Annotated in this window: 25 protein-coding genes and 1 tRNA gene; 12 read left to right on the top strand and 14 right to left on the bottom strand. The window is 67.2% G+C overall.

Going from position 1 to position 25,051, the window contains the following annotated elements:
- Positions 1-6: 6 nt before the first annotated feature.
- The 4 genes from CCR98_RS16085 to CCR98_RS16100 form a co-directional block, all read right to left on the bottom strand.
- Complete coding sequence (locus tag CCR98_RS16085; RefSeq protein WP_087923389.1) at positions 7-960, bottom strand: glycosyltransferase family 2 protein; 954 nt, start codon at positions 958-960, stop codon at positions 7-9.
- Positions 957-1,940 carry a glycosyltransferase family 2 protein gene (locus CCR98_RS16090; RefSeq protein WP_087923390.1) on the bottom strand — a complete coding sequence of 328 codons (984 nt, stop codon included), beginning with the start codon at positions 1,938-1,940 and terminating at the stop codon, positions 957-959. Before CCR98_RS16090 ends, CCR98_RS16085 begins: the two co-directional genes overlap by 4 nt.
- Positions 1,941-2,008: 68 nt before the next feature.
- Entirely contained in the window at positions 2,009-3,580 is a 1,572-nt protein-coding gene (locus CCR98_RS16095; RefSeq protein WP_087923391.1) for a hypothetical protein, read from the bottom strand.
- Positions 3,581-3,610: 30 nt separating this feature from the next.
- The gene (locus CCR98_RS16100) at positions 3,611-5,767 is read right to left on the bottom strand and encodes a bifunctional (p)ppGpp synthetase/guanosine-3',5'-bis(diphosphate) 3'-pyrophosphohydrolase (protein ID WP_087923392.1); all 2,157 of its coding nucleotides are present in this window, start codon (positions 5,765-5,767) and stop codon (positions 3,611-3,613) included.
- Between the two features lie 130 nt (positions 5,768-5,897).
- Between CCR98_RS16100 and CCR98_RS16105 the strand changes: the two genes are divergently transcribed.
- Positions 5,898-6,422, top strand: coding sequence for a hypothetical protein (locus tag CCR98_RS16105; RefSeq protein WP_087923393.1), 525 nt, complete (start codon positions 5,898-5,900; stop codon positions 6,420-6,422).
- A 74-nt stretch (positions 6,423-6,496) separates the two neighbouring features.
- On the opposite strand, the gene hrpA is transcribed toward CCR98_RS16105, so the two are convergent.
- Complete coding sequence (hrpA, locus tag CCR98_RS16110; RefSeq protein WP_087923394.1) at positions 6,497-10,579, bottom strand: ATP-dependent RNA helicase HrpA; 4,083 nt, start codon at positions 10,577-10,579, stop codon at positions 6,497-6,499.
- 86 nt (positions 10,580-10,665) lie between these two features.
- Here hrpA and CCR98_RS16115 point away from each other — a divergent pair, with 86 nt between their 5' ends.
- From CCR98_RS16115 to CCR98_RS16140, 6 genes are all read left to right on the top strand, one after another.
- Positions 10,666-11,214, top strand: coding sequence for a Dps family protein (locus CCR98_RS16115; protein WP_006439098.1), 549 nt, complete (start codon positions 10,666-10,668; stop codon positions 11,212-11,214).
- A gap of 635 nt (positions 11,215-11,849) precedes the next feature.
- Positions 11,850-13,655 carry a DNA helicase RecQ gene (recQ, locus tag CCR98_RS16120; protein WP_087923395.1) on the top strand — a complete coding sequence of 602 codons (1,806 nt, stop codon included), beginning with the start codon at positions 11,850-11,852 and terminating at the stop codon, positions 13,653-13,655.
- A gap of 94 nt (positions 13,656-13,749) precedes the next feature.
- On the top strand, positions 13,750-14,133 hold the full coding sequence (locus CCR98_RS16125; protein ID WP_087923396.1) for a CopL family metal-binding regulatory protein: 384 nt from the start codon (positions 13,750-13,752) through the stop codon (positions 14,131-14,133).
- A gap of 75 nt (positions 14,134-14,208) precedes the next feature.
- A complete protein-coding gene (locus CCR98_RS16130; RefSeq protein WP_087923397.1) occupies positions 14,209-16,035 on the top strand; it encodes a copper resistance system multicopper oxidase in 1,827 nt (608 codons plus the stop codon).
- Complete coding sequence (locus CCR98_RS16135; RefSeq protein ID WP_087923398.1) at positions 16,032-17,027, top strand: copper resistance protein B; 996 nt, start codon at positions 16,032-16,034, stop codon at positions 17,025-17,027. Before CCR98_RS16130 ends, CCR98_RS16135 begins: the two co-directional genes overlap by 4 nt.
- An 81-nt stretch (positions 17,028-17,108) precedes the next feature.
- Positions 17,109-17,621, top strand: a complete 513-nt coding sequence (locus CCR98_RS16140; protein ID WP_087923399.1) for a GNAT family N-acetyltransferase — start codon at positions 17,109-17,111, stop codon at positions 17,619-17,621.
- Between the two features lie 15 nt (positions 17,622-17,636).
- On the opposite strand, the gene CCR98_RS16145 is transcribed toward CCR98_RS16140, so the two are convergent.
- Positions 17,637-17,945: a zf-TFIIB domain-containing protein gene (locus CCR98_RS16145; RefSeq protein WP_087923400.1), complete on the bottom strand. Its 309-nt coding sequence runs from the start codon at positions 17,943-17,945 to the stop codon at positions 17,637-17,639.
- Between the two features lie 149 nt (positions 17,946-18,094).
- Here CCR98_RS16145 and CCR98_RS16150 point away from each other — a divergent pair, with 149 nt between their 5' ends.
- Both CCR98_RS16150 and CCR98_RS16155 read left to right on the top strand, forming a co-directional pair.
- Complete coding sequence (locus CCR98_RS16150) at positions 18,095-18,862, top strand: CPBP family glutamic-type intramembrane protease (RefSeq protein WP_087923401.1); 768 nt, start codon at positions 18,095-18,097, stop codon at positions 18,860-18,862.
- A 94-nt stretch (positions 18,863-18,956) separates the two neighbouring features.
- The gene (locus CCR98_RS16155) at positions 18,957-19,382 is read left to right on the top strand and encodes a response regulator (RefSeq protein ID WP_006385818.1); all 426 of its coding nucleotides are present in this window, start codon (positions 18,957-18,959) and stop codon (positions 19,380-19,382) included.
- A gap of 37 nt (positions 19,383-19,419) precedes the next feature.
- On the opposite strand, the gene CCR98_RS16160 is transcribed toward CCR98_RS16155, so the two are convergent.
- The 7 genes from CCR98_RS16160 to CCR98_RS16190 all read right to left on the bottom strand — a co-directional run bounded on the left by CCR98_RS16160 (position 19,420) and on the right by CCR98_RS16190 (position 23,358).
- Positions 19,420-20,358: an alpha/beta hydrolase-fold protein gene (locus tag CCR98_RS16160; RefSeq protein WP_087923402.1), complete on the bottom strand. Its 939-nt coding sequence runs from the start codon at positions 20,356-20,358 to the stop codon at positions 19,420-19,422.
- Positions 20,359-20,442: 84 nt separating this feature from the next.
- Positions 20,443-21,306 (bottom strand): alpha/beta hydrolase-fold protein, encoded by an 864-nt coding sequence (locus CCR98_RS16165; protein ID WP_087923403.1) that lies wholly within the window; start codon positions 21,304-21,306, stop codon positions 20,443-20,445.
- 49 nt (positions 21,307-21,355) lie between these two features.
- Complete coding sequence (locus tag CCR98_RS16170; protein WP_232463039.1) at positions 21,356-21,799, bottom strand: lysozyme; 444 nt, start codon at positions 21,797-21,799, stop codon at positions 21,356-21,358.
- A gap of 24 nt (positions 21,800-21,823) precedes the next feature.
- Positions 21,824-22,360: a glycoside hydrolase family protein gene (locus CCR98_RS16175; protein WP_087923405.1), complete on the bottom strand. Its 537-nt coding sequence runs from the start codon at positions 22,358-22,360 to the stop codon at positions 21,824-21,826.
- Positions 22,357-22,554 (bottom strand): hypothetical protein, encoded by a 198-nt coding sequence (locus CCR98_RS16180; protein WP_014038210.1) that lies wholly within the window; start codon positions 22,552-22,554, stop codon positions 22,357-22,359. The genes CCR98_RS16175 and CCR98_RS16180 overlap by 4 nt, the downstream gene beginning before the upstream one ends.
- A 125-nt stretch (positions 22,555-22,679) precedes the next feature.
- Positions 22,680-23,108: a hypothetical protein gene (locus CCR98_RS16185; RefSeq protein ID WP_014038211.1), complete on the bottom strand. Its 429-nt coding sequence runs from the start codon at positions 23,106-23,108 to the stop codon at positions 22,680-22,682.
- Positions 23,098-23,358 carry a YdaS family helix-turn-helix protein gene (locus tag CCR98_RS16190; RefSeq protein WP_087923406.1) on the bottom strand — a complete coding sequence of 87 codons (261 nt, stop codon included), beginning with the start codon at positions 23,356-23,358 and terminating at the stop codon, positions 23,098-23,100. The genes CCR98_RS16185 and CCR98_RS16190 overlap by 11 nt, the downstream gene beginning before the upstream one ends.
- 85 nt (positions 23,359-23,443) lie before the next feature.
- Between CCR98_RS16190 and CCR98_RS16195 the strand changes: the two genes are divergently transcribed.
- From CCR98_RS16195 to CCR98_RS16205, 3 genes are all read left to right on the top strand, one after another.
- Positions 23,444-23,950, top strand: a complete 507-nt coding sequence (locus CCR98_RS16195) for a hypothetical protein (protein ID WP_014038213.1) — start codon at positions 23,444-23,446, stop codon at positions 23,948-23,950.
- An 88-nt stretch (positions 23,951-24,038) separates the two neighbouring features.
- Positions 24,039-24,272: a hypothetical protein gene (locus tag CCR98_RS16200; protein WP_032958956.1), complete on the top strand. Its 234-nt coding sequence runs from the start codon at positions 24,039-24,041 to the stop codon at positions 24,270-24,272.
- A gap of 153 nt (positions 24,273-24,425) precedes the next feature.
- Positions 24,426-24,770, top strand: coding sequence for a hypothetical protein (locus CCR98_RS16205; RefSeq protein WP_087923407.1), 345 nt, complete (start codon positions 24,426-24,428; stop codon positions 24,768-24,770).
- Between the two features lie 152 nt (positions 24,771-24,922).
- Here CCR98_RS16205 and CCR98_RS16210 read toward each other — a convergent pair.
- A tRNA-Lys gene (locus CCR98_RS16210) sits at positions 24,923-24,998 on the bottom strand.
- Positions 24,999-25,051 lie beyond the last annotated feature (53 nt).

The following is a 25,051-nucleotide window of genomic DNA, read 5'->3' on the forward strand; positions in this document are numbered from 1 at the left end:
GCCTGTTCAGTGACTTACCGGAGGCAGAGGCCCGGCTTTGCCCCGAATCCCATCCCACAGCCCTTTCAACATGAACCGCAACCGAACCCGGCGAGGGGCGAGGAACACGCTGTTGCCTATCAGCTTCAGCAGCAGACGCGGCACATCCTGGGCAATCCACACCCGTGGGGTATAGGCACGTCCATAGAGCAGGACACGATTGCGCATGATGAAGTAAAGGCGGAAGGGCTTGTGGACAATCACGCCATCCGACTTCGTGCGTGATGGCAGCAGCTCCTCGCCGATGCTATGGGTCATCTGCGCATCGCAGATGCCATACAGCGCATGGCCGCTGCGCTTGGCGCGGAAGCACCAGTCCATATCCAGATTGTCGATGAACAAGGCCTCGTCCATTGCGCCGATGTCCCGCAGTGCGGTCATCGGAATCAGCGAGCCGGATGTGATGAGGAAATCGCAGAAAATGCGTTGACCAGGCCCACCACGCAGCTTGTGATTGAACGGAAAGCCAAAGCGCACGAACGGCGCAAGCATGCCACTGCGTGAGTCCCGGAATTGTGGACCAACCGCCGCCACGCGCTCATCACTAGACAGTTCGACCAGTGCGGTACCCAGCAGATCGACCATTCCCGGGGCCAACAGGCTGTCCTGGTCCATCAGCAGCACATAGTCGAAACCCAGCACCTGTGCCCGCTCGTAGGCCCGGTTCAAAGCGCTACCCAGCCCGACATTGCACACCGAAACCACAATGCTGACCCCCTCTCGATTTCCCAGCAATGCCGCAACGTCAACGCTGCTGCTGCCATTGTCGAACACTACCAGATGCCCGACCTGCTGGAGTACGCTGTCGACCACCCTGCGCAGCAAAGCCGGATCGGGCCCATAGGTGACGATCACAGCGCAGACACGGGTGGCATCGAAGGCAGTCCCGGGCGTGGGCTTCTTCGGGATCACTGGATTCATGGCATCAGATCACTGGCTGCAGATCGCAGGCCGTTTGAAAAACGATGGTAGCGGCCGCTGGCCGCTTCGCGGAAAACCTGCAGCAACCGCACCGGCAACGAGGCAGCCAGTCCGGCGCGTGCCTGCGCGTGGTGCAGGCGTTGCTCAAGCGTCGCAGACTGCGCGGCGTCCAACAGTGGGCGTCCACTCTGCGCGCGCGCCTGCAATGAGCGCAGGCGCCGCAGTGCCGCCCTGAGGTAGTTGCGACGCACCGTTCCACTGCCCAGCGCGCGCTCGAGCACGCCCCGCCGATGTGCTCCCACCTGGTTGCCACCGTGCTGCCGGTAGTCGGTGGTGATGGCTTCGATGCAGTCCAGTCCACCGCCGACGGCAGCGACCAACGCCAGCCATTCGTCGTGGATCCAGCCATCGGCCACTGGCAGCGCCTCGGCGATCAGATCACGACGCAGCGCGGTGACTGCGCCGGTAACGATATTCCGGCCCATGAGCACCTCAAAGCCTTCGCCGCGATGCTCACGCTCGATATCACGGCTATCAATGGCCAACGCCTGGAACAAAGTCTCGCCCAGAGGCACACCATTACCATCAACCAGCTGCGCATCGCTGTGCAGGAGCTGCACGTCCGGGCGCGCATCAAAGGCATCCAGGAAGGTGGCGATCTTGTTGCCGCGCCAGAGGTCGTCCTGATCGCAAAGGAAAACGATCCCGCCACGGCACTGCGACAACGCGCTCTCGAAGTTGCGGACGTAGCCGACGTTCTGCGGCTGCTGGAAGAGCACCACCTCGATGCCCCGCGCACGCAGGGCGGCGGCCTCATGCCCGAGCACCGCCCATGTGCCATCGGTAGAGGCGTCATCGGCCACCACCACCTGCGCAGGCAGTATGCTCTGCGCACCGATGCTGCGCAGCTGGGCGGCGACGTAGCGCTCCCCCTGCCAGGTACACAAGGCAACAGAGACGGTGGGTGCGACGCTGGACATGATCACAAGAGCGGCCGGAGCGGCTGGACTATACCCGACTGGCACGACCTGCACGAATGGCGACACCATCAGTGTGACCTTGATTCGCCACCGGCGCGACGCAGGCGATCTTCGAACGCCGGCAGTTCGGCCAGATCCGGTTGCAGCAACCGCGCCTGTTCGGCGGCGTGCGCAGCGAAGGCCAGGTCGCCATTGCCGAGCCGTTCGCTGCCGATCGCCAGCCAGCGCTGGGCCAACCGCAGCCGCGCCGAGGGCAGGCCCGCTGCGGTCGGTGACAGCGTCTGCCAGGCCTGCAGGCAGGCGCCTGCCGCCTGTACCCGGTTCTGCCGCAGATTGTCGTCGAAGCAGCGGCGGCTGGCGGGCAGCAGGCGTGCTGCGGCGGCCTTCACCCGCGCGTCGCGGGGGGCCAGTGACTGGGCTTCGCGCAGTGCGTCGAACGCGCTGTGCCCCGGTGGGCTGATCCACTGCCCTGCACGCTCGGCACGCTCGATCTTGCGCAGGTGGTCGCGCAGCTGGCGTTCGCGCTGCGCCGTACTGATCGCGGGCTGCTGCAGGGCCTGTTGCGCCTGCTGCGCACGCTGCAGGCGCTGCGCCAGTTGTTGGCGTATGCCCTGCGATGCCCCCAGCTCCGCCGCCATGGCCGAATCGCGTTGTGCCGCATCGAACTGGAAGTCGTCGGCGGATTTCTGGCTGCGCGCCACCACCGCCTGCAGCGCCTGCTCACGCCCCCGCTGGGCGTTGGGATCATCGGCAGCCACCGCCAGCACTGCCAGGAAGCCCTTGGCCGCGGCTTCCAGCTGCTGCCGTTGCAGCGCCCGCTGCGCCTGCCGCAAGCGCTGGTCCACCGCGTGCGCCAGGGCTTCCTCGCTGGCCGGCAGATCGGCATGACCGGCATCGAACTGGCGGGCACGGCGCAGGATCGCGGCCGCCTCGGCCAGCTCTCCGCGCCCCGCCAGCGTGCGCGCCTGCAGCAGCAGGTCGCTCAGCGCATCTTCGCGCCCTTCCAGCGCCGGCAGGTTGTCCGGCTGCAAGGCGAGGATGCGCTGGAACAAGGGCAACGCACTGCTGTCGCCGTCATCCAGGCGTCCGGCCGCGAACGCGTTGCGCGCCTGTGCCAACAACGCACCAATACCCGCTCCGGCACTGCGTCGCGCCTGCAGCTGGCGGGCGACCGAATCGGCTTCACCCTGTGGCACCTGCAGCTCACGGGCCAGTGCCAGCGCCTGCGCGCTGCCATCCAGGTCATCGGCCTGCAGGCGATCGCGCGCCTGTTGCAGCGCTGCCGCGCCGGTATTGGCCAGTCCCTGGCGCGCCTGCGGGCGATCACCATCCAGCGCCAGCACCGCCTGGTAGCGCTCGCGCGCACCACTGCCATCGGCATCACTCAGGCGACCGGCAGCCAATGCACGGTCCCCCTCGGCCAGCAGTTGTTCGATCTGCGGCTCATCCCAGAACCAGTCGGCCAGCGGCTTGCGCAGCAGCACCAGCAGCACGAACACGGCCAGCGCGGCGAGCAGCGCCCAGCGCCAGATCCGGCGCGCATGGCGCGCCTGCAGCCACCACCACCGCCCCTCTCGACGGACGCGGTCCAGCGCAGGATGTTCAGCGCCATGCGGGCGATGCGGGGGCTCGCGTTCCATGCGTGCAGGGTAGCCGGGGCAGCGTGAAGCTCAGCCGAGGCGACGCGCCTCGCTCACGCCCGGCAGCGCATCCAGTTTGCCAAGCAGGGTCGACAACTGCCCGTAGTCGCTGACCTTCAGCCGCAGCCGCAGGTGGGCACGGCCACTGTTGCGCACGTTGTCACTATGGATGTCGAGCACGTAGGCGTCTTCCTGGGCGATCAGGTTGGTGATGTCCTTCAGCAGCCACCGGCGGTCAACGGCAGTCACCACCACGTCCACTTCGTAGCCGCCGCCGGCCTGGCCCCATTCCACCGGCAGGATGCGCTGCGGGCTGGTAGCGGCCAGCCGGGCCAGCGCGGCACAGTCTGCACGATGCACGGTGACACCACGGCTACGGGTCAGGTAGCCGACAATCGGCTCGCCGGCCACCGGCTGGCAGCAGCGTGCCAGCTGCACCAGCAGATTGCCCACGCCCTGCACGGTGAACTTGGACTTGCCCAGGTTCTCGCGGCGCGCGGTCGGCCGCGGCAGGGTCGGCGCGGGTGCGGGCTGGCTGGCGGCACGCTCTGCTTCCAGCAGCGTACGGCTGACCTGGTTCGGGCCGGTATCGCCCAGCGCCACCTGGATGTACAGGTCATCGACGCTGTCAGCATGGAACTTCTTCGCCGCTACCGCCAGGTCCGAGTGCTGCAGGCCCAGCCGCTTCAGTTCGCGCTCGAGCAGCTCGCGACCGGCCTGTACGTTGCGCGCACGGTCGAGCTTGTGGAACCAGCTGCGCACCTTCTCGCGCGAGCGGTTGCTGGCCAGGAAGCCGTTGGCCGGCATCAGCCAGTCGCGGCGCGGATCGGCCTCCTTGCCGGTCAGGATCTCGACGCGGTCGCCGCTGCGCAGCCGATAGGTCAGCGGCACGATACGGCCGTTGACCTTGGCGCCGCGGCAGCGGTGCCCGACCATGGTGTGCACCTGGTAGGCGAAATCGAGCGGCGTAGCACCCTGCGGCAGGTCCAGCACCTCGTCCTTCGGGCTCAGCGCATAGACCCGGTCCTCGGTCAGCTCGGCATCGAGCGCCCCGGCCAGTTCATTGCCCTGCCCGTCCTGCGCCTGTTCCAGCAGCTGGCGCATCCAGGTGATCTTGCGGTCGAAGGACTTCTCCGCGCCCTTGCCACCTTCCTTGTATTTCCAGTGCGCGGCCACGCCCAGCTCGGCCTGCGAGTGCATCTCGTGGGTACGGATCTGCACTTCGATGGTGCGCCCTTCCGGGCCGACCACGGCGGTGTGCAGCGAGCGATAGTCGTTGGCCTTGGGCCGGGCGATGTAATCATCGAATTCGCTCGGCACCGGCGCCCACAATGCATGCACCACGCCCAGCGCGGCGTAGCAGGCGGCGACGTCGTCCACCATCACCCGCACCGCACGGATGTCGTACAGCTGGTCGAAGGCCAGCCGCTTCTTCTGCATCTTCCGCCAGATGCTGTAGATGTGCTTCGGGCGGCCGCTGACTTCGGCCTTGATGCCCTGGGCAACCAGCTCGCGCGACAACACCTTCTTGACGTTCTCGACGTAACGCTCGCGGGCGATGCGGGTTTCGTCCACCTCCCGTGCGATGCGGCGGTAGGTCTCCGGTTCCAGGTGGCGGAACGCCAGGTCCTCCAGCTCCCACTTCAGCTGCCAGATGCCCAGGCGGTTGGCCAGGGGCGCGTGGATGTCGCGGGTCAGCTGGGCCAGCGCACGGCGCTGCTCTTCGTCCAGCTTGTCGGCCGCACGCATCCGCGCCAGCTGGCGTGCCAGCAGGATCGGCACCACGCGCAGGTCGCGGATGATGGCCAGCAGCAGCCGGCGCAGGCCTTCACTGTTGCGTCCGGCCTCACGGCCGGCATGCAGCGCCCACACCGGATCGGCGGCATCCTGGCCATCGAGCAGGCCGATCACCGCCGCCTTGTGGCTGCCCAGCGGCAGCTGGTCCAGGCTGGCGCGCAGGCCCGGCAGGTCGAACAGCAATGCTGCCACCACCGCTCCCTCGTCGGCCGAGAGCATCGACAGCGCATCAAGGGTATCGCCCAGTACCGACCAGGTAGCGCGCATCTGGTGGTCGCACTCCGGCGCTTCCCAATGCTCGCGCAGGGCCTGGCGCAACGGAGCAGGCAGCACTGCTGCCGAAGGACGGTTCAACAAGGCATCCAGGCCAGGGACGGAAGCGCGGTTCACAGCATCGAGCAGGCAAGACAGAGGCCTCTACACTAGCGCCGGCGCCGTTCAGGGACAATCACCGCGGCCACCATCACCCGGCATGAAGACATGCCGCTACACTCGCCAGCACACCCAGGAGAGACCTGCCATGCCTTCGATTGCCCTGCGCATCCATCCCCGGATGCTGGCCTGTGCCGCCGTGCTGCTGTCCCTTTCCGCGCCAGCGCTGGCCCAGCGCGTGGTGGAGGGCGACCTGCAGCAGCAGATGTCGCCCGCCGAGTTCAAGGCCGCCGGCCTGGAAAAGCTCAGTGCCAACGAACTGGCCACGCTCAATCGCTGGCTGCAGGGCAAAGTGGAGGCGGCCACCACCCAGGCCGTCGCCGCAGCGCGCGAAGAAGGCCGCCAGGAAGTGATCAAGAAGAACCGCGGCTTCCTCGACTTCGGCAGCAGCGAGCCGATCGAAAGCAACCTGCAGGGCGAATTCCGTGGCTTCAGCCAGGGCCGCCGCTACGTGCTGCAGAACGGCCAGGAGTGGGAGCAGATCGATGCCACGCACTATTCCGGTAGCCGCAAGGAAGCCCCCAGCGTCAGCATGCGCCCCGGCGTGATGGGGGCGTGGTACATGAAGGTGGACGGCGTGAACGTGCAGCCGAAGGTTCGCCGCACCAAGTAATACCCGGGCATTCCGGCCGCGCCGGATCCATGCCCGGCGGCAATGGCCGCCCGATGGGCGGCCATTGCACGCGTTTACGCCTGGCGCAGTGCGGCCACCCGCTGCGCCAGCTTCTTCGCTGAGATGCCGGTACGTGCGCCCAGCTCCTGGGCGAACAGCGATACCCGCAGCTCTTCCAGGTCCCAGCGCAGGGCCTGCCACTGCGGCCGCTCGCGCAGCCCCTGCTGCTCGCCCGTCTCCAGCGCCTCCAGGAACGGATGCAGTTCCAGCATGCGCGCCTGGTCGCGCGGCGGATCACGCTTGGCGCGCTCGGTGCGCAGGATCATCGCCTTCAGGTAGCGCGGGTACTGCGCCAGCGCATCGGCCGGCGTATCACGCAGGAACCCGGGGTGGATCAGGCCGGCCAGCTGCGCTTCCATATCGTCCAGGTTGCCGCGCGCCCAGCCCATCAACGGTGCTTCCAGCATCGGCTTCAGTTCCGCCACCAGCGCCAGGATGCTCTCGGCCAGCTTCAGTCGCGACATCGCCTCGCCGAACAGGGCCTTGGCGGCATGCTCGCGGCGCTGCTCGAAGGCCGCCGCATCGCGGATGTCTTCCAGGCCCTCGGCCAGCACTGCGTTCATCGCCGCATCGACCAGGTCACCGCGCAGGCGCTCCTGCGATTCGATGGCGGCATACAGCAGTCCGGTCTTGGCACCGACCGGCAACTGCTTGCGTGCCTGCTTCACCTTCTCGGCCAACGCGATCTCCAGCAGGCGGCGCACACCCAGCGGGTGGGCCTCCTGCGCCTGCTGGCGGTCGGCGAAGATACGCAGCGCCACGCTGTCGCCCTCGTCCAGCAACGCCGGATAGGCAGGTACACCCGCTTCACCGGGCACCTGCAGCGGAATCGGCGCGGCCGGGAAGGTGCGCAGGCCATCGGCCGCCATCTCGCGGCCGGCACGTGCAGCGAAGGCATCGCCGGCACGGCCGCCGAACTTCGCGCGCAGTGCGTCCAGATCGCGCGAAGTCGCCAGCACCTTGCCCTGTTCGTCGCGCAGGCGCAGGTTCATGTGCAGGTGCGGTTCGATCGAACCGGGTTCGAAATCGAGCGCGGTCACAGTGGCGCCGGTGGCGCGTGACAGGAAGCGCGCCAGTTCGCCGGTGATGGCATCGGCCCTGGGCTGCGGGAACGCCTCGTAGAACGCGTGGCCGAAGTCCGGCGCCGGCACGTAGTTGCGGCGCATCGCCTTGGGCAGGCTGCGGATCAGTGCCGAGGCCTTGTCGGCGACGAAGCCCGGCGCCAGCCAGCCCAGCTGCACCGGGTCCAGCGCATTGAGCAGGTGCAGCGGCACGTCCAGGGTGACGCCGTCATCGTCGGCCCCCGGCTCGAAGCGGTAATGCAGCGGCAGGCGTGCCTGGCCCAACGCCAGGTACTTCGGGTAGCGCTCCTGCTCGCTGCCCTCGCCCGGCAACAGGTCGACCAGTGACCACTGCAGGGTCTTGCGCTGTTCCGGCGCCAGCCCCTTCCACCAGGTATCCAGTCCTGCGGCCGAATGGATCTGCGGCGGCACCCGGTCCAGGTACCAGCGCGCCTGCCAGTCCTCGTCGGCCACGATGCCGGCGCGGCGCAGCTTCGCTTCTTCCTCGCGGGCGATCTCCAGCACTTTCTGGTTGTCGGCCACGAAACTGGCGCGGGTGTTGATCTCGCCGGTCACCAGCGCCTGGCGCACGAAGATGTCATGCGCTTCGCCCGGCGCGATGCGGCCGTAGTGCACCGGCTTCTTTGGCGCCAGCACCAGGCCGAACAGGCTGATCTGCTCGGAGGCCAGCACCTGGCCCTGCGCGCGCGACCAGTGCGGGTCGAAGTGCTTGCGCAGCAGCAGATGCGGCAGTTCAGCGATCACCCAGTCCGGCTCGATCGCGGCCAGGGTCATGCCCCACACCTTCTGCGTATCGAGCAGATTGGCCACCAGCAGCCACGGCGGCGGCCGCTTGGACAGCGCCGAACCCGGGAACGGCAGGAAGCGACGCTGGCGCGGCGCCTGGAAATCGCCCTTCTCGGTGCGGTGGCCGATCTGCGTCGGCAGGCCCGCCACCAGCGCGCGGTGCAGGGTCTGGTACGCAGCGGCACGCACGCGCTCGCTGAAACCGCCGCCCACCGGCGCCTGTTCCTTCTGTGCACGCACGGCCACTGGCGCCGGCGCCGCTTCGGCCTTGCCTTCGCGGGCCAGGCGCGCGGCACGGTGCAGCTGGCCACGGGTGGCTTTCACTGCGGCGGCATCATCACGCGCCGGGGCCGGTGCACTGCTGCCGGCCAGCAGCGGGGCCATCGAGGCATCACTTGCTTCTTCCTTCCAACCCAGTTCCTCGCACAGCAGGCGCAGCTGGCGGTGCAGCTCGCGCCACTCGCGCATGCGCAGGAAGCCGAGGAAATGACGGCCGCACCAGTCACGCAGCTTGGACTGGGTCAGGTCTTCATGGGCCTGCCGGTAGGCATCCCACAGGCGCAGCACGCCGACGAACTCGGAACGACCATCGGCGAACTGCGCATGCGCGCTGTCGGCTGCACCGCGGGCTTCGGGCGGGCGTTCGCGCGGGTCCTGGATGCCCAGGAACGAGGCGATCACCAGCATCGGCCGCAGGCAGCCGGCAGCCTGCGCGGCGACCAGCATGCGCGCCAGCTTCACGTCCACCGGCAGGCGTGCCATCTGCTTGCCGATGGTGGTCATGCGCCGCTCGGCGTCGATCGCGCCCAGTTCGGTCAGTTGCTGCCAGCCATCGGCCACCGCGCGCTCGTCCGGCGCCTCCAGGAACGGAAACTCCTCGATGCGGCCCAGCCCCAGCTGCAGCATGCGCAGGATCACCCCGGCCAGGCTGGAGCGGCGGATTTCCGGATCGGTGAACTCCGGTCGCGCCTGGAAATCGGCTTCGGCGTACAGGCGGTAGCAGATGCCCTCGGCGATACGTCCGCAGCGGCCCTTGCGCTGGTTGGCGCTGGCCTGCGAGATCGGCTCGATGTGCAGGCGGTCCAGCTTGTTGCGCGGACTGTAGCGCTTGACGCGGGCGAAGCCCGGATCGACCACGTAACGGATGCGCGGCACCGTCAGCGAGGTTTCCGCCACGTTGGTGGCCAGCACGATGCGCCGGTTCGGCCCGGGATTGAACACCCGGTCCTGGTCCTGGTTGGACAGGCGCGCGTACAGCGGCAGTACCTCGGTATTACGGTACTTGCGCCGTTCCAGCGACTGGTGCGCATCGCGGATCTCGCGTTCACCCGGCAGGAAGATCAGCACGTCGCCGCGCGCATCCAGGCGGGTGATTTCGTCGATGGCCGACACGATGGCGTCGTTGACGGTGCGTTCGCCCTGGTCTTCGCCCTCGCCTTCCAGCGCGCGATAGCGCACTTCCACCGGGTAGGTACGGCCTTCGACGCTGATCACCGGCGCATTGTCGAAATGCTGGGCGAAGCGTTCGGTGTCGATGGTGGCCGAGGTGACGATCAGCTTCAGGTCCGGGCGCTTGCGCAGCAGCTGCTTCAAATAGCCCAGCAGGAAGTCGATGTTGAGGCTGCGTTCGTGCGCCTCGTCGACGATGATCGTGTCGTAGTTCGACAACCAGCGATCGCTGGCGATCTCCGCCAGCAGGATGCCGTCGGTCATGAACTTGATGCGGCTGTCTTCGCTGACCTTGTCGTTGAAGCGCACCTGGTAGCCGACCAGCTGGCCCAGTTCGCTCTGCAGCTCCTGCGCCACGCGGCTGGCCACCGCACGTGCGGCAATCCGTCGCGGCTGGGTGCAGCCGATCATGCCGGCCTGGCCACGGCCTGCGGCCAGGCACAGTTTCGGCAGCTGGGTGGTCTTGCCCGAGCCGGTTTCACCGGCGATCACCACGACCTGGTGGTCGCGGATCAGCCCGATGATGGCGTCGGCTTCACGCGCAATCGGCAGCTGCGGGTCCAGAGTAATGGACGGCTGCTGCTGCGCCCGTGTCATCCGGCGCTGCACCGACGCCTGCAAGGCCTGCTCGAAGGTGGCGGCCAGTGCCGCATCCTTTGGCTTGGCCTGGCAACGCGAGAGCATCCCCAGCAAACGGCCCCGGTCGCGGCTCATGGCGCCGTCGATGGCGGCGCGCTGTTGGCGCAGGCGGGGCGATGGATTTTTATCGATAGAGTTCATCAATCGGTTCGTTCAAAACTTTGAAAGCGACCGGTCATCACGACCGGTTTATTGTGAAGGCCAACGATTCCACAAGGAGGAACCCCATGGCGAAGACCAAGAGCACGACCAAGGCCAAGACCGGCAAGCAGAAGCTTGCAGCGGCGGCACCGTCGGCGCCGAACATCGATATCGGGATCACCCAGGGCGACCGCAAGAAGATCGCCGACGGTCTGTCGCGCTTCCAGGCCGATGCGTTCACGCTCTACCTGAAGACGCACAACTTCCACTGGAACGTGACCGGGTCGATGTTCAACTCGCTGCACACCATGTTCGAGACGCAGTACACCGAGCAGTGGGCGGCGCTGGACGACGTGGCCGAGCGCATCCGCGCGCTGGGCTTCAATGCCCCGGGCTCCTACCGGGAATTCGCTGCGTTGACCTCGATCGCCGAGGAACCGGGCCTGACCGACAGTGCGGACTGGCGTGAAATGGTACGCCAGTTGGTGGTCGCCAACGAAGCGGTCTGCCGTACGGCACGTGAAGTGCTGGATGTGGCGGCCAAGGGGGACGACGCCCCGACCGAGGATCTGATGACCCAGCGTCTGCAGACGCACGAGAAGTACGCCTGGATGCTGCGCTCGCTGCTCCAGTAAGGATTGAGGGGGTCGGCAGGGCTTGCAGCCCTGCACCCGCCGAATCAACGTCAACATCAACGTCAAAAGCTGGTTTCCTGTGGGTAGGCGGGGTGGGTCCGGTGGCAGGGGACGCCGTAAACCCGTCCATGGGGGCTTGGCCGCGGCATCCATGCCGCGGACACCCCTGCCACCGGACCCACCCCGCCTTCGACAGGTCTCCGCGATCTGCCGGCAAAGCCATTGGGGTCAGATCCGTTTTCCTGCGGAAAGCGGACCTGACCCCATTTTGTTTGTCGATATCTGACAGATTTCATCCACGCATGGCGTGGATGGCCCCACCGTCACCGGGAATCGGTCAGGGGTGGGGCGGTGTGGGCTTGCAGGACCGTTGGCGCCATGGATGGCGCCATCGAGCCCCCATGGGTGAGGGCGCTTTGCTTGCGAAGCACTGCTTCGCAAGCGCCCGAACGCACAGCCGCCAGCGGCTGGGCCGGACCCCGGAGGGGGGTTTACGGCGTGTCCTGCAAGCCCACACCGCCCCGCCTAACCAGCAGACACCCCAGAGCCGGCTGTTGCCTTTGACGTTGCTCTGGCTTCTAGCAGGTGCAGGGCGCAGCCCTGCCGAGACACCCCCGCCGGGGTAAACTAGCCGGATGGCTTCCCGTCCCGCGCACGACCTGCTCCAACGCGTCTTTGGTTACGACGATTTCCGTGGTCCCCAGCAGGACATCGTGGAGCATGTGGCTGCCGGTCACGATGCCCTGGTGCTGATGCCCACCGGCGGCGGCAAGTCGCTGTGCTACCAGGTGCCGGCCCTGCTGCGTGATGGTTGCGGCATCGTCATCTCGCCGCTGATCGCGCTGATGCAGGACCAGGTCGAAGCCCTGCGCCAGCTCGGCGTGCGTGCCGAGTACCTGAACTCGACCCTTGATGCCGACACTGCCGGCCGCGTCGAGCGCGAACTGCTCGCCGGCGAGCTGGACATGCTCTATGTCGCCCCGGAGCGGCTGCTGACCGGTCGTTTCCTGTCGCTGCTGTCGCGCAGCCAGATCGCCCTGTTCGCCATCGACGAAGCACACTGCGTGTCGCAGTGGGGCCATGACTTCCGCCCCGAGTACCGCCAGCTGACCGTGCTGCACGAGCGCTGGCCGCAGATCCCGCGCATTGCGCTGACCGCGACGGCCGATCCGCCGACCCAGCGCGAGATCGCCGAGCGCCTCGACCTGCAGGAAGCGCGCCACTTCGTCAGCTCCTTCGATCGCCCCAACATCCGCTACACCGTGGTGCAGAAGGACAACGCCCGCAAGCAGCTGACCGATTTCCTGCGCGGCCACCGTGGCGAGGCCGGCATCGTCTACTGCATGTCGCGGCGCAAGGTCGAGGAGACAGCCGAATTCCTCTGCGGACAGGGCTTCAACGCCCTGCCCTACCATGCCGGCCTGCCGCCGGACGTGCGCGCCAGCAACCAGCGCCGCTTCCTGCGCGAGGACGGCATCGTGATGTGCGCCACCATCGCCTTCGGCATGGGCATCGACAAGCCGGATGTGCGCTTCGTGGCGCATACCGACCTGCCGAAGTCGATGGAGGGCTACTACCAGGAAACCGGCCGCGCCGGCCGCGATGGCGAAGCCGCCGAGGCCTGGCTGTGCTATGGCCTCGGCGACGTGGTGCTGCTCAAGCAGATGATCGAGCAGTCCGAGGCCGGTGAAGAGCGCAAGCAGCTCGAGCGGGCCAAGCTCGACCACCTGCTGGGCTACTGCGAATCCATGCAGTGCCGCCGCCAGGTGCTGCTGGCCGGCTTCGGTGAGACCTATCCCCGGCCCTGCGGCAACTGCGACAACTGCCTGACCCCGCCCGCCTCCTGGGACGCGACCATTCCTGCGCAGAAAGCCCTGAGCTGTGTCTACCGCAGCGGCCAGCGCTTCGGCGTCGGCCACCTGATCGCCATCCTGCGTGGCAGCGAGAACGAGAAGGTGAAGCAGCAGGGCCATGACAAGCTCAGCACCTATGCGATCGGCCGTGACCTGGATGCACGCACCTGGCGCAGCGTGTTCCGCCAGCTGGTCGCCGCCAGCCTGCTGGAAGTGGACAGCGAGGGCCACGGCGGCCTGCGCCTGACCGATGCCAGCCGCGACGTGCTGACCGGCCGTCGCCAGATCAGCATGCGCCGCGATCCCGCCAGCAGCTCCAGTGGCCGTGAGCGCAGTGCGCAGCGTACCGGGCTGTCCGTGCTGCCGCAGGACCTGGCACTGTTCAACGCCCTGCGCGGCCTGCGTGCCGAACTGGCCCGCGAACAGAACGTACCGGCCTTCGTGATCTTCCACGACAGCACCCTGCGCAACATCGCCGAGCAGCGCCCGACCAGCCTGGATGCGCTGGCCCGGGTCGGCGGCATCGGTGGCACCAAGCTGAGCCGCTACGGCCCGCGCCTGGTCGAGATCGTGCGCGAAGAGGGTTAGCGGCGGGCTGGGCTCTACATTGGTGTAGCTCCAACCTTGAACCGGCCATTCAGCCGGAAGTGCATCCGCGCCCACTTGCAGCTAGATTAGCGCCATGTCCCTGGCCTCGACCCTGCTCCGTGTCGTGCTCATGCTCAGCCTGTTGCTCAACGGGCTGAACGCGGCCATGGCCAGCGGTCACGAGGAAATGGGCCGGATGGCCCACGCCGTGGCCACTGCGGTTGATGGCGGCACTGCCGACTGCCACCACCACGCCGGCATGCAGGCCGACCCGGCCCCGCAGGCCAAGGCCCCGGCCCACGACGCCCACTGCCAGATCAAGGACTGCGTGCGCAGCTGCGCCCAGCACCCGCTGCTGGTGGTGCAGCCGCTGCCGTTCATGGCCGGCCCCGCACTGTCGCTGGCACCGCAGCCGATGCCGGCCACTGGCCGTCCGGCGCCGCCGCTGCCGCCGATCTCGCGTCCTCCCATCGGCTGATTCCACACGCACCGTGCGCCCTGCGCACCGTAGCCGGCCGCCTGCCGGCGTCTTTACGTGTCTGGAGTCACCACCATGAATACCCGCATTCCCCCCGGTCCGGGCGCTGTGCCCATGCCGTCGCGCCGCCTGTTCGTACAGGGCCTGGCCGCCGGTGGCGTAGTTGCCGGCATCGCCGCTGTCGGTGTGCCGCAGCGCGCGCTCGCCACCGCCACGGCCGCCCCACGCCTGGCCGGCGCCCCCGCCGTGCTCAGCGACACCCACATCGAACTGGCCATCGGTGAATCGCTGGCCAATTTCACTGGCCGCACCCGCCCGGCGATCACCGTCAACGGCTCGCTGCCGGCCCCGATCCTGCGCTGGCGCGAAGGCCAGACCGTGGACGTGTTCGTGCGCAATACGCTGGAACGCCACCCGACGTCGATCCACTGGCACGGCATCCTGCTACCGGCCAACATGGACGGCGTGCCGGGCCTGAGCTTCAACGGCATCGGCCCCGGTGAGACCTACCACTACCACTTCGAGCTGAAGCAGTCGGGCACCTACTGGTACCACAGCCACTCCATGTTCCAGGAGCAGGCCGGCCTGTACGGCGCGCTGATCATCGACCCGGCCGAGCCGGCGCCGTACCACCACGACCGCGAGCATGTGATCATGCTGTCCGACTGGACCGACATGGACCCGGGCGCGCTGTTCCGCCGCATGAAGAAGCTGGCGGCCTACGACAACTACTACATGCGCACGCTGCCGGACTTCCTGCGCGACGCGAAGCGCGACGGCTGGTCAGCGGCGCTGTCCGACCGCGGCATGTGGGGACGGATGCGGATGACGCCGACCGACCTGTCCGACGTCAACGCCAACACCTATACGTACCTGATGAACGGCACCGCCCCGGCCGGCAACTGGACCGGGCTGTTCCGCAGTGGCGAGAAGGTGCTGCTGCGCTTCATCAATGGCGGGTCGATGACTTACTTCGACGTGCGCATTCCCGGTCTGAAGATGACCGTGGTCGCCGCCGATGGCCAGTACATCCACCCGGTGAGCATCGATGAATTCCGCATCGCCCCGGCCGAAACCTACGATGTGATCGTCGAACCGAGCGGCCAGGATGCCTACACCATCTTCTGCCAGGACATGGGCCGCACCGGCTACGCCGCCGGCACGCTGGCGGTTCGCCACGGCCTGCAGGCGCCGATTCCCGAGCGCGACCCACGCGTGCTGCTGACCATGGCAGACATGGGCCATGGCATGTCGGGCCATGACATGGGTGGTGGTGGCCACGGCGGCCACGACATGGCCGCGATGAAGGGCATGGAAGGCGGCTGCGGCGCCAGCATGGGCCACGGCGCGCGCGCCGGCGGCGATACCGCCAGCAAGGCACCGAAGCATCCGGCCAGCGAGCACAACAACCCGCTGGTGGACATGCAGAGTTCGGCCACCGAACCGAAGCTGGACGACCCCGGCATCGGCCTGCGCGACAACGGCCGCCAGGTGTTGACCTACGGTGCGATGCGCAGCCTGTTCGAGGATCCCGATGGCCGCGAGCCGAGCCGCGAGATCGAGCTGCACCTGACCGGCCACATGGAGAAATTCTCCTGGTCGTTCGATGGCATTCCGTTCGCCAGCGCCGAACCGCTGCGGCTGAACTACGGCGAGCGCATGCGCATCGTGCTGGTCAACGACACCATGATGCAGCACCCGATCCACCTGCACGGCGTGTGGAGCGATCTGGAAAACGCGCAGGGCGAGTTCCAGCTGCGCAAGCACACCATCGACATGCCCCCGGGCACACGCCGCAGCTACCGCGTGCGCGCCGATGCACTCGGCCGCTGGGCCTACCACTGCCATCTGCTGTACCACATGGAAGCGGGCATGATGCGCGAAGTGAGGATCGAAGAATGAGCCGCTCGCTGTTTTCCCCCAGCCTGCTGGCGCTGGGCCTGGCCGCCGCGCTGCCGGTGTTCGCGCAGTCGCACGAAGGTCATGACATGGCCGTGATGGATCTGCCGGCAAAGACCGCGAAGGCACCCGTCGATCCGGTCGATCATTCGAAGATGGATCATTCGAAGATGGATTCGGGCGCAATGGACCACTCAGCCATGGATCACTCGAAGATGGACCATGGCGCGACGCGGCCGGCGGCGATGGACCACGCCGCGATGGGCCACCGCACGCCTGCGCCTACCGAACCGCGCGAACCCATCCCGGTGCCGACCGATGCCGACCGCGCCGCGGCCTTCCCGCCCATCGCCCATGGTGCGATGGAGCATGCGCCGGAGATCAACAGCCTGCTGCTAATCGACCGCCTCGAACACTGGGATGGCAAGAGCAGCAATGGCCAGGCCTGGGAGGCGACCGGCTGGATCGGCGGCAACATCAACCGCCTGTGGCTGCGTACCGATGGCGAACGCAGTCGTGGCCGCACCGAATCGTCGTCACTGGAAGCGCTGTACGGCCGCAGCGTGTCGCCGTGGTGGGACGTGCTGGTCGGCGTGCGCCAGGACTTCCGCCCGGCCGACTCACGCACGTGGGCAGCCGTCGGCATCCAGGGCCTGGCGCCGTACAAGTTCGAAAGCTCGGCCACGCTGTACATGGGCTCCGGTGGCCAGGTGCTGGCCAAGGCCGAGGTCGAGTACGACGTGCTGCTGACCAACCGTTTGATCCTGCAACCGCTGCTGGAAGCAACCGTCGCGGCCAAGGATGAACCGGAATATGGCATCGGCCGTGGCCTGAACAAGGTGGAGGCCGGTCTGCGCCTGCGCTATGAGTTCAGCCGCCGCTTCGCACCGTACATCGGCATCAGCCACGAACGCACGTTTGGCGACACCGCCGACCACGCCGGTGACCACGCGCGCGACACGCGCTGGGTGGCCGGCGTGCGCATGTGGTTCTGAGCAGCGGTTTGTGAGCAATGGCCAGCCCCGGCTGCCGCCGGGGCCGGCTACACTGCGCCACGCTCCGTTGCAGGCCCCGCCATGTCGTTGCAGATCCGCCGCGCCACCCTTGCCGATGTCGACGCCCTGTCGGCGATCGCCATCGCCACCTACAACGAAACCTGGGGCGACTCGTACCCAGCGCAGGAGCTGCAGGATTTCCTGCAGGCGCACTACAGCAGCGAACCGCAGCGGATCGAACTGTCCGACCCACGCAGTGCCATCTGGCTGCTGATGGATGGTGAAACCGTGGTCGGCTATCTGGCGGCCGGTGCCAATACCCTGCCGCATGCGGATGCGCGCGAAGGCGACGTCGAACTGAAGCGGTTCTACATCCTTGCCGCGCACCAGAACGGCGGCCACGGCGCACGCCTGATGGACGCGTTCATGGCCTGGCTGGACCAGCCGCAGCGCCGCACCCTGTGGGTGGGCGTGTGGGAAGAGAACTTCGGTGCGCAGCGCTTCTATGCACGCTATGGCTGCCGCAAGGTCGGCGAGTACGACTTCATCGTCGGCGACACCCACGACCGCGAGTTCATCCTGCGCCGGGCGTGATCTCGACGCTACAGACTAGAAGTCGAACAGCTCCGACAGGAAGCTGTCCTTCTTCTTTTTCCTGTACCCGTGGCCACGGTTGTCCTCGTAGCGCTGGCCGAGGTGGCGGGTATCACGATGCATCACCGGTGGCGGCACAGACGCCGGCTGAGCCTGCACGGGCGCTGGCGGCGGCACGGCCGCACCGGCACCGGCGCGCTCGATGATCTTGTCCAGCTCGCCACGATCCAGCCACACGCCCCGGCAACCCGGGCAATAGTCGATCTCGATGCCATGGCGTTCGGCCATCTGCAGGGTCTGGGTCTTGCACACGGGGCACAGCATCGGCGTCGCTCCTGTCGGTCTGGCTTCGACTGTACCTGCGTGGTGATGACTGTGCGGCAACGCATGACCGAAGGCACAGGGACTTCCGGCGCGTGCCCGCCTGCATGCTGCGCAGCACACTGCGGCCTCACCCCGCAGGAAGTACGTACATGACAGTGCTGTCCCGCCTGCCTGCCGCCGCACGCCTGTTGCTGGTCCTGCTGGGCGTTGGCCTGGGCCTGAACCTGCGCGATATCGCCGCAGCCGCAGGAACGCCGATTCCTGCTCTGCCGATACCCTACGGCGGCAGCCTGCTCGACAACGCACTGGCGATGCTGCTCGCCGTACTGCTGGCACTGCTGCTGCGCCCCCGAGGAACGGGCCTGCTGGCCAGCCTCGGGCTGCGCGGAAATGGCTGGGCCGGACCGATGTGGGTGCTGCTGGCCAGCCTGCCCTGCTGGCTGGGACTGGCGCTGCTCGGTACCCCGAACACGGCGCTGACCACGCTGGATGCCACGATGCTGGCCGTGCTGTTCCCACTGGCCGAGGAAGTGCTGTTCCGTGGCCTCGGCTTCGTGCTGCTGGTGAAGATCGTGCGCGGTCCGTGGCCGCTGCTCGCGCTGCCGCAGGCACTGCTGTTCGGCATGGTGCACTGGCTCGGCTTCGGCGGGTTCGACGGCGGCGGCATCGCACTGTTCATTGGCGCGGTGATCGCGCTGGGCGGCTTCATCTTCGCCTGGCTCGACCACCTCGACGGCGACACCCTGTGGTGCGGCCTGGTCCTGCATGTTTCGATGAACCTCGCCTGGAACGTGTTCAGCCTCGACGACGCCGTCGCACTGGGTTGGCAGGCCACCAGCCTGCGCATCGGCACCGCACTGCTGGCGGTCGCGGTACTGGCCTGGCACGTGCGACGTAGGCGCCAGACACGCCTGTAACGCCCACTTAGCCTGCCGTGCACGCCGGGCTCACTACTGGCTTGCGCATACTTGCGCGCCTTTTGCTCCCCCTGTTGTCCGGAGTTGCCGCGTCATGTTGCTGTCCAAGCGCTTTGTGGAACCACGCGTCCTGCTGATCGAGGACGCCGAGGAAACCCAGGAACTCAGTCGCCTCGCCCTGGAAAGCCAGGCCTGCCAGGTCACCGCTGTCAGCAGCGCCGAGGCCGCGCTGGGCCTGCTCAACGCAGGTGAACCGTTCGACCTGCTGTTCACCGACGTCTGCCTGGGCGGCATCAGCGGCATCGAAACCGCCAACCGCGTGCGCGAGCACCTGCCGCAGCTGCCGATCCTGGTCACCTCCGGCATGGACCAGCACCGCGTGCTGCCGCAGCTGCGCGCCGGCATCCACTTCCTGCCCAAGCCGTACAGCATGAGCGAACTGCTCGATGCCATCCGTCTGTGCTTCCGCCATGCAGCGGATGCCACGTTGATGCCGCCGCCGCAGGCCAGCGCGGCCTGAGGCAATCATCCACGCAGGGCGTGGATGCAACCGGCCGTCAACCGCTGCTGTACGGCCCGGTACCCGGGAACACCTTCATCAACGCACGGGTGATCATGTCCGGGTAGACCGTGAAGTGGTCCTCGTCGTCGATCACCATGTTGTCCACCGTCAGCGAGCGGCCACTGCCGCGCAGCTGCTCGGCGAACTCGGCATTGTGGCGCAGCATGTCGTTGCGGGTGAAATAGCGCGGCTCCGGCTTGACCGTTTCGAAGCTGCCGATCGACAGCACCACCGTGGTCGGCTGCGTGGGCACCTTGGCCTCGGCCTGCAGTCGCGGCACAAGGTGGTTGTCGAACCACAGCGACGGGCTGGACAGAATGTAGGTACGGAACATGTCCGGACGCGTGGTCAGCACGTAGGCGCCGAACAGGCCGCCATAGGAATGGCCGGCATAGGCACGCCGTGCCGGATCGGTGCGGTAGCGCGCATCGATCATCGGCAGCACGCGCTCGGCGAGGAAGTCGCGGTAATGCGCGGCGCCGCCGTAGCTGACGTCATCGCTGTAGTCACGCGGATCGCTACGCGCCGGATCGCTGGGCGTGTAATCCCGCGAGCGGCTCTGCTTGGACGTCAGGCCTTCCTGCGGCGGCAGCCCGACCAGGATGAAATCCTCGATGTTGACGCCCTTCTGCCCGACCATGTTGCGCACGCTGCGCACCAGCGGGAAGCTGTACAGCGCATCGGTCACGTACAGCACCGGATAGTGCTTTTCCGGATGTGCGGCGTAGTCGGCCGGCAACGCCACCCAGATCGGGTAATCGCGGCCGACCGGATCGTGCGCGCGCAGCGCCTCGGTATCCGGCAGCACCACGCCCGGCGCGGCGGTGGCCGCGCTTTCCTTCGCTTCATTCTGGGTTGCCGGTGGCGCCACCGACATCGCACAGCCACTCACGGCCAGGCAGGCCGCCACACTCCATCCACGCACACGCTGCATCCACACTCTCCCGTTGCGGGCGACGCACCCGGGTGGCGCCGCCACCGCATCCTCACACGTCGCGCGGCGCCGCGCCACGCGCGGTCAGGGCGAGGCCGGCGGCGGTGCCGGGAACAGAGTGCGCAGCGCCTGCAATGCGGCCGGGTGGTAGATCGTCGCGTGGGTTTCCTCCGGCAGCGGCAGGTACTTCACCAGCGGCGACGGCGAAGCCTGCTGCAGCAGCGCAGCCAGTCGTGCCGTGGAGGCGGCCAGTTCCGGCTGCCCGCTGCTGGCCAGGAACACGTGCGGCTGTGCACGCGCCACCGCCGGTAGCTGCTTGGCCGCCCCGGCCAGCATCGCGCCACGGTTCCACCACAGGCTGGGGTCCAGCGCGATATAGCTGTTGAACAGCGTCGGCTCCTGCAGCAATGTCTCGACCACGAACAGCCCGGCCAGCGACTCACCGATCAGCGCGCGCTCGTCGGTGGTCGGATAGCGCTGGCGTACCTGTGGCATCAGTTCATCGCGCAGGAAGCTGCGGTAGGCCGCCGAGCCACCGATGCGCGGCGCGATCTTCTGGTCCTGCGGGTCGCTGCTGGGGCCGGTCATGTCGCGGCGGCGCTCGGTGTTCTCGATGCCGACCAGCAGGAACGGACGCATGCTGCCATTGCCGGTCAGCACCTGCACCAGCCCTGCCACATGCAGGAAGTCCTCGCCGATACCGCCATCGGCCATGTACAGCACCGGCAGCGGCGCCTTCGGGTCCAGGCCCCAGGGCTGCGGCCGATAGACATTGATACGGCGAGTCTCGCCCAGTGCCTTCGACTGCACGGTGAAGGTCTCGCCGATCACCAATGGTGCGGCCGTAGCGGACGATGCCGGCGGCGCCTCCTGCGCAGCAGGACCCGCTGCAAGGGCCGGCCACGCGGTGGCCAGCAGGATCAGGGCGGAGAGAGCGACGACGCGCATGCGAACTTCCATTTTCGAGAGGACGGCCAGCATAACTGCGCCGGCGCCCTCAACGGCGATCCAGTTCGATCACGGCCTGGCAGGCACGGAGCTGGTCGTCGGCATCGCGTCCGATTCGAACAAGCGCTGCCGCAACCTCTGCTCGTAACTGGGCGCCCGCATCACGTTCGCCGGTGCGGGCGGCGGCTTCGGACAGACGGCCGGTGTGGCACGCGGCGAGGTCGTCGCGCAGGCGGAGAGTGCCAGCACGCAGGGCAGCCACCACATCAGCATCCACCTCGGCCGCGCGCTCACGATCTTGTTCATGTTGCTCCCCCAATGAGGCCATCGCCTCGCTCCGTTCTTCCTGTTCCCGGCGCAACCGTTGTTCGGACAGAACCGCGCCGGCGTGACGTGCCGCATCGGCCCGCACCATTGCCAGATCACTGCGATCACCGCGCCAGCGCCAGCCGGCCATGAACATCAGCAGCGACCACAGCAGCAGCGACGCCATCACCATCAACATGCGTGGCATATGTCACTGCTCCGCCAGGCAACGCGCATGGCGCTGCTGCTGGCGCTCCCACACGCCCCAGCACACGGTGTTGGGACGGCCATCGATGCGGGCCGAACAGTCATAGCCCCCTGCCCGCTTCCACAGCAGCAACGCATCGCAGGCCTGGCGATACTCACCCTGCAGCAGATGCCGGCGCATTGACGACGCGCGCCAGTTGCCGATGCCGTACTGGTAGAGGAAGTCGACATAGACGTCATACTCGCCCTGGCTGAGCGCCACGCCTGGCAGCGACGCGCGGAACTGCCCTTCCTCCCTGGCCAGATGGGCCTGCACGGTATGCAGCGCGCGTACCGGCGTGGTGCGGTCGCCCATCCTCACCGGGGTGCCATCCTCGCGAACGGTCGAGCCGAAGCCATAGGTTGGTCGGTCATTGCGCGTCGGTACCACTGCGGCGTCGGTGTATCCCTCGCGGTCAACGATGGCGATCAGGCCCGCAGCACTCAGCGCAAGCGCGGCGACCAGGCTGCGCACCGGCAATGTACTGCTGGGCCGGCTCATTCGCGCTCCCTGCGGCGCCATTCGCGCAGCCAGCGCCAGCCCAGATAGGCAATCTGCGCCGCCAGGTAGATGATGGTGAGGACCACGACTAGGCGGTCCAGGGTGATGCCGGCTGCAAGCGCACCGGCGACGGTGACCGGCGGCGCCGACTTGATGGCCGCCGCGCCGGCCGTACTGATGATTTCTTCTTTCATGATGGGTCCTGGAGGGAATGCAGGCCGCGTCGCATCGACATGGCCCGAAGAGATGCCCGCCCCGCTGCCGGCTCGGCACGAGGGTTGTTCCGGTCGGGAGGCGGGCGAAAGATCGGTTCCGCCGCTCATGCGGCCTGGGCGATACCCTCCATCCAACCGCGCACGCGCTGGAAGCCAAGTTCGACCAGGTTGAGGTAATGCCGGTTGGATACCGGTCGCTGCCCGCTGTTGGCCAGCAGCAGATTCGCCGTTTCGAATCGTTCGACCTTGCGTCGGCCACGGCCGCAGTAGTAGCCGCGCAGCGCACAGGCCATCGCCACGTTGTCACGCGCGACCGCCGTGATGATGTCTTCGATCTGCTGCGCCAGCTGATCGGTTTCCAGAGGCTTGTAGCCCTGGGCCCGCCCCGGCATGTCACCACGATGCTCGATCAGCACCGCCAGCAGGTTGCGCGACTGGAAGCCGAGGTATTCGCAGTCCCGATGCAGCGCATATTCGCCGCCCCAGTGCTCCAGGCGGCTGCGGACATACTCACCGAACGTATCAAGCTGCATGGGGGGCTTCTCCTTTGAGGGACGACGGGGCCGGACCGAACACATCCGGGCGCAGGGATTCGCGGCGCACGACGCCCGCAGTGGCCAGCTCGATGCGGCGGCACAGTCGCGCGCCGGGCAGCTTGTGGCCGCGGGCGATCATGTAGAGGGTCCGCAGTGCGCAACCGGTCTGGTGGGCCAGGCGGCGCATGACGGGGCAGCTGGGGGTGCCGTAGCCCCCTTGGGAGATGGCGTAGTCGATGAGGTTCATGGGCCACACATTACCGTCAAGGTAATGTGCAGTCAATACCGTTTTGGTCATTTGCTGGATTGGTAATGCAGCGCACCATCTACAGATGGACGCCAGTACTGCTCGCACCCTCAACATGCGCCTTCGCGTGGCCGCCGCCGGTGGCCCGGCCGAATGGGCCCGCCTGTTCGGTGGCACCCGCTGGGCGCAGCCCCAGGTCAGCCAGTGGATTTCCGAGAGCAACCCGAAGAGCATCGGCCATCGTCTTGCGCGCGATCTTGAATCAGTGATGCAGCTTCCACATGGAACGCTGGATCGCGTCGATCAGGACGGAGACGTGTCGCTTCAGTCTCAATCTACGGGACTGGATTTCGCGAAAATGAGCGCTGCGGTCAAGGTGCTTTCGCACTACCTGGAGCTGGTCGGCGATCCACCGGAATGGATCTACGATCCCGTGCTGCTGGAGACCGCATTCATGGTCGTGGACGAGTTCGGTCAGCCCTCTGCGCCGGACAATGTGCTCGACCTGACGAAGCTTCTGGCAAGACGGATCAGGGAGGCAAAGGATGACTCACACGCGACTCGAGGAGCTCGCACAGCGGTTGGCCGCTAGGACCCAGGAACTGCGCGGCGAGCGCACCCCGGCCCCGGCATTGCGGGTGGTGGCGGGAGACGCGCATGGGGTTCGCGGGGAGAGGCGCATGGACGCGATCATGCGCGAGTGGCATTGCCGCATGATCCGCAACGTACGCCGGCGCTGGGGCGAGCCCATGCAGCATGTGATCGACCAGGCCTGTTGCGGTGTGGTCAACATCGAGCAGCTCGCCGACGACGCACTGATCCAGCTGCACAAGGACATGGAGCGCGCCGAGGAGTGCATCCGCGAAGGCATTTCCTTCCATGACGCCGGGCTGCTGCGCGCGCATTACGGCTGAAAGAGGCCCTGGCCGGTCGGCGAGGACCGGCCAGAGGTGAATTTTAGTTACCAATTATTCCCAAATAACTACCTTTAAGGTAATTGCAAAGCTGTACCCGAGGCGGTTGATACGCCTCGCCCTCACCGCCAGACCCACAAGGAAGTACACATCATGCTGAGCGCCTTGATTGCTACCGTTCTCGCGGCCGCAGCGCCTGCGGTACCTGCGGCCGAGGCTGCATCGGCGCGCTACGCCGATTGCCTGCTGGGCCACCTGCAGGCGGGAATGTCCGACCAGACCGCGCAGCTGGTGCAGCAGGCATGCGCTGCCAAGTACCCGCAGGAGCGTGCCGATGCGGCGATTCTGGAAATGGAGGCGGGCAAGAGGCGCGAGGCCGAGTTCCAGCGGATCAACGCTGATGCGGTGAAGTCCGCCAACGAAGCGGCTGCCGCCGCCGCACAACAGGCCAACCAGGACGCTGCGGCAACATGGGAAGATGTTTCGCGCGGGAAGTGATGTCGATGGCGGTGCGTCGGCTGCGTGCTGGGGGTATCGATCAGGATTCAGCACGCATGCCGCTCGTGCACGTGGAACCACATTGGTTCTTCCGGCATTTTTTCCGACGGCACGAAAAAGGCGCCCATTGGGCGCCTAAGTCGTTGATGCAATGGTGGGCCGTGATGGATTCGAACCATCGACCAAAAGATTAAAAGTCTTCTGCTCTACCGACTGAGCTAACGGCCCATGCATGGCCCCAGCCTTTCGGCGGGGTGGGCATTCTACCCCACTTTGCCGGG

The organism is Stenotrophomonas sp. WZN-1 (assembly GCF_002192255.1).
Classification (GTDB): Bacteria; Pseudomonadota; Gammaproteobacteria; order Xanthomonadales; family Xanthomonadaceae; genus Stenotrophomonas.